This window comes from Sphingomonas sp. (assembly GCF_048594985.1).
Classification (GTDB): Bacteria; Pseudomonadota; Alphaproteobacteria; order Sphingomonadales; family Sphingomonadaceae; genus Sphingomonas_I.
Window position 1 is genome coordinate 1 of the sequence record NZ_JBMDXG010000110.1, and the last position, 3,963, is coordinate 3,963.

General features: G+C 70.0%; 3 protein-coding genes. 1 reads left to right on the forward strand and 2 read right to left on the reverse strand.

Annotated features, from left to right (window positions below; genetic code table 11):
- The first annotated feature begins 226 nt into the window (after positions 1–226).
- A complete protein-coding gene (locus ACOJSF_RS04105) occupies positions 227–1,828 on the forward strand; it encodes an amino acid permease (protein WP_420140955.1) in 1,602 nt (533 codons plus the stop codon).
- A 186-nt stretch (positions 1,829–2,014) separates the two neighbouring features.
- On the opposite strand, the gene ACOJSF_RS04110 is transcribed toward ACOJSF_RS04105, so the two are convergent.
- Positions 2,015–3,031: an SDR family oxidoreductase gene (locus ACOJSF_RS04110; RefSeq protein ID WP_420140956.1), complete on the reverse strand. Its 1,017-nt coding sequence runs from the start codon at positions 3,029–3,031 to the stop codon at positions 2,015–2,017.
- 120 nt (positions 3,032–3,151) lie between these two features.
- Positions 3,152–3,963 (reverse strand): adenosine kinase (locus tag ACOJSF_RS04115; protein ID WP_420140957.1); only part of this gene is annotated, 812 nt, incomplete at its 5' end.

Sequence of the window (3,963 nt, forward strand, 5' to 3'; positions counted from 1 at the left end):
CGTTGCCCCGCCATCCGACACAGGAAAGACGTGGCGAGAAGAAGGAGCGGGACCCCGGGTCAGGCCCGGGGTGACGGGGATTACGACCGGCCGCGATCGCGTAGCGGCGTGGGCACGCGGGGCAGGAACCGACTGCGTTCCTCCGCGGCCGCTATTGCGCTTGCGAAGCGAGCCGTTAGGCTCGGTTACAAATCAAAGGCCGCAGGGCCTGCCCAAGGGGACACGCATGATCTTCGACCGCGTCAAGTCGCTCGACGCCATCCTGCTTACCGCACAGCGCAAGTCGCTCCACCGGACGCTCGGCGCGTTCCAGCTTACCATGCTGGGCATCGGCGGGGTGATCGGGACGGGCATCTTCGTGCTCACGTCGGAGGCCGCGCAGAAAGCGGGGCCGGGCATGGTTGTCTCCTTCCTGGTCGCGGGCTTCGTCTGCGCGGTCGCGGCGCTCTGCTATTCGGAGCTCGCGTCGATGGTGCCGGTGTCGGGTTCGGCCTACACTTACACCTATGCGGTGGTCGGCGAGCTGCTGGCGTGGATGGTCGGCTGGGCGCTGATCCTGGAATATGCGGTCGGCGCGAGCGCGGTCGCGGTCGGCTGGTCGAACCACGCGGTCGGGCTGCTGCGCGGGCTGGGCGTGGATTTCCCCGCCACCCTGAGCAACGCCGATGCGCTGATGGCCAAGGTGCAGATGGCGTTCGGCGCGGACGTCACGCCCGACCTGATCACCGCGACGCAGGTCGGCGGATATATCAACGTGCCGGCGATCCTGATCGCGGGGCTGGTAACATGGCTGCTGATCATCGGCACGACCGAGAGCGCGCGCGTCAACGCGGTGCTGGTCGCGATCAAGATCGTCGCGCTGACCGCGTTCGTCGCGCTGACCATCCCGGTGATGAACGCCGAGAATTTCACCCCCTTCGCCCCCACCGGCGCGACCGGCGTGTTCGGCGCGGCGGCGTCCATCTTCTTCGCCTATGTCGGGTTCGACGCGGTTTCGACCGCCGCCGAGGAGACCAAGAACCCGCAACGCAACGTGCCGATCGGGCTGATCGCCAGCCTGCTGATCTGCACCCTGTTCTACATCCTGGTCGCGTCGGGCGCGATCGGCTCGATCGGCGCGCAGCCGGTCACCAACCTGGCGGGCGAGGTGCTGCGCCCCGGCACGCCCGAGCTGGCCGGGCGCTGCGCGACGATCGTCGCGAGCGGCGCGCTGGAGCCGCTGTCCTGTTCGAAGGAGGCGCTGGTCCACGTCCTCGACGCGATCAATTTCCCTGCGGTCGGCCGGCTGGTCGGCCTTGCCGCGGTGCTGGCGCTGCCGTCGGTCGTGCTGATCATGATGTTCGGCCAGACGCGCGTCTTTTTCACGATGGCGCGCGACGGGCTGCTCCCCGAAAAGCTGGCGTCGGTCCATCCGCGCTATCGCACCCCGCACGTCGTGACGATCGTGACCGGCATCGGCGCGACGCTGGCGGCGGCATTCCTGCCGGTCGGGCGACTGGCCGATTATTCGAACTCGGGCACTTTGTTCGCCTTCTTCATGGTCGCGGTGTCGGTGATGGTGCTGCGCAAGGTCGACCCCGCGCGGCCGCGCCCGTTCCGCACGCCGCTCGTCTGGCTGATCGCCCCGCTGTCGATCGTCGGCTGCGTGGTGCTGTATTTCTCGCTGCCGCTGACGGCGATCCTGATCCTGCCGGGCTGGGGCGCGATCGGGCTGCTCGTCTATTTCTTCTACAGCCGCGCGCGCAGCCATGTCGGACGGGGCCTCACCGAAGTGCCCGAGCCCGAAGCCTATGGCGAGATCGATCCGCCCGCGCCGGGCACGCGCTGACGCGGGATCGGGAGCCGGCCGACGCCGGCTTTCGGTTCGCACTGGGCCTGTCGAAGGGTTGTGCCGGCTTGGCGTGGACGGCGCGAGGACGGGGCAACGTGCTTCGACAGGCTCAGCACGAGCGGTGTTCAGGCTGATCCAGCGCTGACCAATATCCCCAGGCGCTCATCGGCGACGCGGCGGGGATCAGGGATTGCCCCGGCCGCCGCTCGCGCCGAACACCTGGCCGGTCGAGAAGCCGGCCTCGTGGCTGGCGAGCAGGACGTAGAGCCCGGCCAGTTCGGCGGGCTGGCCGAAGCGGCCGAGCGGCGTATTCGCGCCGAAATCGCCGAGCGTTCCGGGAAGCTGGCCGCCCGCCACCTGCAGCGGCGTCCATACCGGCCCCGGCGCGACGCCGTTGACGCGGATGCCCTTCTTCGCAAGCTGCTTGGCCAGCCCCTTGGTGAAGATCAGAAAGGCGCCCTTGGTCGAGGCATAATCGAGCAGCTCGTCGCCCGGATCGTAGCTGTTGACCGACAACGTGTTGATGATCGCCGCCCCCGCCGCGAGGTACGGGATCGCCGCCTTGCACGTCCAGAAGGGCGCATAGATGTTGGTCTTGAACGTGCGGTCGAACTGGTCGTCGGAGATTTCGAGGAGGTCGGCCTTCGACTGCTGATAGGCGGCGTTGTTGACGAGGATGTCGAGCCCGCCGAGCCCGGCGCGCGCGTCCGCCACCAGCCGGGTGCAGGCGGTGGCGGTGCGGATGTCGGCGGGCAGCGCGACCGCCTTGCGCCCTTCGCGGCGGATCAGGTCGACCACCTCGCGCGCGTCGGGCTCCTCGGTCGGATAATAGTTGATCGCGACGTCGGCGCCCTCGCGCGCAAAGGCGATCGCGGCGGCACGCCCGATGCCGCTGTCCCCGCCGGTGACGAGCGCCTTGCGCCCGACCAGACGGCCCGAGCCCTTGTAGCTGGTCTCCCCGCTGTCGGGCCGGGGCGTCATCTGCGACTGGAGCGCGGGCCAGGGCTGGCGCTGTTCGGGGAGCGGCGGCTTCGCATAGCCCGCCGCCTGCGGCGTGGTGGGCGCGCCGGGGACGCGCCGTTCGGGCTGGTCCTTGCGCGCCTGCGCGCCGGCCGAGCCGGCGGCGGCGACCGCGACCCCCGCCGCTGCCGCCGCCCCGAACATGTCGCGCCGCGAAGGCCCGCCGGGCTTGTCCGTCATCACCGTCTCCGTGCTGGAAGTCAGCGGGGAGAACCCTTCGGGAACGACCTGAGGTCCGGCGATGGTGGAATAAAGTCGTTACGGCGGCGGATCGGCCATCGGCGCCGTCCCGCCCGGTGCCTATCCCAGCTTTTCGGCGACGAGCCGGTCGAGCTTCGCCTCGGCGCGGGCGCCGTAATGCGAGATGATCTCGGCCGCCGCGATCGCGCCCATGCGCAGGCTGTCCTCGAGCCCGCGACCCTGCACCTGGCCGGCGAGGAAGCCGGCGGCGAACAGGTCGCCCGCGCCGGTCGTGTCGACCACGCGCTCGATCGGCTCGGCCGGGACCGCGGCGCGCGTGCCGCCCTGAACCGCGACCGCGCCGTCCGCGCTGCGCGTCACCACCAAGGTGCCGACCTTAGCCGCGACCCGATCGAGCGCGGCGTCGAAATCCTCACCCTCGACCAGCGAAAGCAGTTCGCTTTCGTTGGCGAACAGGATGTCGATCGCGCGGTCGTCGATCAGCTTCAGGAAATCGGCGCGGTGGCGCGTGATGCAGAAGGTGTCGCTGAGCGTGAAAGCGACCTGGCGCCCGGCGGCGTGCGCGATTTCGATCGCGGCGCGCATCGCCGCGCGCGGCTCGGCCGGATCCCACAGATAGCCTTCGAGGTAGAGGATCCGCGCCGAGGCGATCAGATCGCGGTCGAGCGCGCTTGCGGGCAGGAATTGCGACGCGCCGAGGAAGGTGTTCATCGTCCGCTGCGCATCGGGCGTGACGAGGATCAGGCAGCGCGCGGTCGACGGCTGGCCCGGCCGGATCGCGGTGGTGAAGGTGATGCCGTTGGCGCGGATGTCGTGCGCGAACACCGCGCCCAGCTGGTCGTCCGCCACCTGTCCGATGAAGCCGCACTTGCCGCCCAGCGCCGCGATGCCCGCGACCGTGTTCGCCGCCG

What these genes read in the sequence shown, in the direction of transcription:
- ACOJSF_RS04105 (WP_420140955.1), top strand. Translation starts at nt 227, where the DNA reads ATGATCTTCGACCGCGTCAAGTCGCTCGACGCCATCCTGCTTACCGCA.
- ACOJSF_RS04110 (WP_420140956.1), bottom strand. Translation starts at nt 3,031, where the DNA reads ATGACGGACAAGCCCGGCGGGCCTTCGCGGCGCGACATGTTCGGGGCG.